The following is a 2,978-nucleotide window of genomic DNA, read 5'->3' as shown; positions in this document are numbered from 1 at the left end:
GGCATGTCCGAGGACGAAGTGGCCGGCATCATGGGCAAGAACTGGGTCGCGCTCCTCGAGCGCGCCGCGACCCGTCAGGAGACCGCGCCTGCCTGATCGCCGTAACGCTATGCCATGGCACCTGTGCCGAGCCAGGAATCCTCAGGGTATCGCTCGGCAACCAACAACCATAATAAATGCCTGCCAATGACGAGAGCTCGTCAGAGGAATGCCACATGACTTCATCTCGCAAGACCACGACGTCCGCCACGTCGGATGCGTTACCGGAAGGTCAGTACCGCTTTGGTGACCCTGTCGTTCTGACCTGCAGCATCGGCTTCATACTGCTGTTCGTCGGCCTGTCCCTGTTTGATCTTGAAGGGGTCGCGCAAGCCATCAGTGCCGGCTTTGCCTGGACCGCCAGAACACTGGGCAGCTACTTCCAGATTCTGTTGCTGCTCACCTTCTTCATTGCCCTGGGGCTGACCGCAACGCCTGCGGCCAGTGCCCGTATCGGTGGCACGCGAACGCCTGAGCTATCCACCTTCAAGTGGGTGTCGATCATCATGTGCACCTTGCTGGCGGGAGGCGGGGTCTTCTTCGCTGCCGGCGAACCGGTGTACCACTTCCTGGTGACGCCACCTGCCTTTGATACCGAGCCGGGCACTGCGAACGCCATCGCGCCTGCACTGGCGCAATCCTTCATGCACTGGGGCTTTCTTGCCTGGGCCATTCTGGGCAGCTTGACTGCCATCGTGCTGGCGCATGCCCATTACGACAAGGGTCAGCCTCTGCAGCCGAGAACGCTGCTGTATCCCGTGTTCGGCGAGAAGATCATGAAGGGTAAGCTGGGCGGGGTGGTGGATGCCATGTGCGTCATCGCCGTGGTGGCAGGAACGGTGGGCCCCATCGGTTTTCTGGCCACCCAGGTCAGCTTCGGCCTGCATGAGCTCTTTGGCGTGACCAATGACTATTCGACGCAGCTGAGCGTGCTGGTAGTGCTCGGGGTGATCTATGTGACCTCGGCCGTGACCGGCATCGACAAGGGCATCCAGATCATGTCGCGCTTCAACGTCTTCCTGGCGCTGGGCGTGGCAGCGGTGATCTTCGTCTTCGGGCCGACCCTGTTCATGGTCAATGCCTTCACCCAGGGCTTTGGCGAGTATCTGAGCTCGTTCTTCACCATGTCGACCATGACGGCACAGAGCGCTCCAGACTGGTGGATGCAGTGGTGGACCGTATTCTTCTTTGCCTGGTTCCTCGGCTATGGCCCGCTGATGGCGATCTTCGTGGCGCGCATCTCCAAGGGCAGAACCATCCGTCAGATGATCCTGACCGTTGCCGTGCTGGCGCCACTGGCCACCGCTGTCTGGTTCACCCTGCTGGGCGGGGCGGGCATCTTCTATCAGTTCACCGGCGTGATCGACCTCACCGAAGCGCTCAACAACTTCCAGTTCGATGTCGCGACCCTCACCGTGGCGCAGGCATTGCCCGGCGGGACCGCAATGGCAGCTGCCATCCTGACGCTGACCACCATCTTCGTCGCCACCACCGGTGACTCGATGAGCTACGCGATCGCCGTCGTCAGTGCCGGACACGATGACCCCAGCCCGCTGGTGCGTGCCTTCTGGGGCATCAGCATGGCGTTGATGGCTGCGATACTCCTCTATATGGGGGCCGGTCAGATCAGTGCGCTTCAGCAGTTCATCGTCATCACGGCCATCCCTGTCTCGCTGGTGCTGCTGCCCTCATTGTGGACAGGACCTCAATCAGCCTTCGCGATGGCACGTGCGCAGGGAATCACCAGCCAGCGGTCAGCCATGCCGGCCCCGGAAGACGCAGGAGAGCGTTGATATGTCTCGCAATCACCAGGGCGCGCGCCTCTCATCCACCGAGCAACGTCTGCGACTGCGGGCACCGGACGATGTGATGCAGCTGGAGCGCCTCGGCAGCCTGCATGCCAGTCGCCTGAGTTTCGTGAGAAGTCTGGTGCGCCAGATGGCACATGAAAAATGGAAGATCACGACGACCCGCTTCGAACTGGATGCCCTCGGTCACGGTGTGGCGATCTACTGCCTGCAGACGCCCAACAAGCGCTATCACGGCGTCATATTTTCTCAGGCGCTTGAGGATTCCGCACGCTCTGACCGCGTCATCGCCGAAGCCTGGGATGTCACCTTCGGCGTAGTGGAGGGGGATGTGGATGATGCGCTTCTCGAGCAGATGGCGGCCAATGTGCCGTTGCAGGAAGCCGGGCGCCAGCATCCCAGATTGCTGGTCCTTTCGCGTGCCAATCGCAGCTTGCGTAACTTCGCAAGCTTCCTGGAGGCACTGAGTGCAGGCCAGCAACCGGATCCTGAGTGGCTGACCCGGGTCGGCTATCTGTATCGAACCACGGCCGTCTATGGCAATGGCAAGTTCGGCATCGCGGATTATGACCGTCTCAAGGACAACGCGGATTTCCATCGGCCATTTTCTGCCCAGATGCTGGGCGTCTATCTGCTGCGTCACTTCTCGATCCAGCAGATAGAGCACATGGCCCGTGCCCGGGCTCCCGAGACCGCCGCACCTCTGGCAACCTCATTGAAGCGCTATCTGGGCATCGGCAACTCCACCGGCCTCGGGATGGCGCCTTTTCTGATCAATCATCCGCAGTTGGTACAGCGCTGGGTGGAAAGCCGAGAACTGGCGCTTGCCGAGGTGACGGCACAGGTACCGGGAGAGCAGGAGCGTTCACGTCTGCTGGCACTCCTCAAGCGCGCCGAGACTCATCTGCGCCAGACGGTCACGGACGATCACGAGCAGACCCTGCGCAACCAGGCCACGGTGGCGTCCTTGCCTGAGCTGATGACATGGCTCGAACTCGTGCCGCTGTCGCCGGAGCTCTGGCAGGAGCTGATCGACTGGAGTTACCAGCAGCATGGGCTCGAGGCTCAGGAGCTGGTGAACACTCTGCTGCTGGAGCTGTATCCGAGCATCGTCGACCGCTATGAGGACCT

General features: G+C 61.4%; 1 protein-coding gene and 1 pseudogene. Both read left to right on the top strand.

What is annotated here, in order from left to right; translation table 11 throughout:
* Positions 1-215 precede the first annotated feature (215 nt).
* Complete coding sequence (locus AC4FAH_RS14230; RefSeq protein WP_131432365.1) at positions 216-1,832, top strand: BCCT family transporter; 1,617 nt, start codon at positions 216-218, stop codon at positions 1,830-1,832.
* Position 1,833: 1 nt separating this feature from the next.
* Positions 1,834-2,978 (top strand): annotated as a pseudogene (locus tag AC4FAH_RS14225) (hypothetical protein); the annotation flags it as partial.

The organism is Cobetia sp., assembly GCF_983723665.1.
This window is presented reverse-complemented; position numbering and strand designations above follow the sequence as displayed.

Coding starts and splice junctions, on each gene's coding strand:
- AC4FAH_RS14230 (WP_131432365.1), top strand. CDS start 216: ATGACTTCATCTCGCAAGACCACGACGTCCGCCACGTCGGATGCGTTA.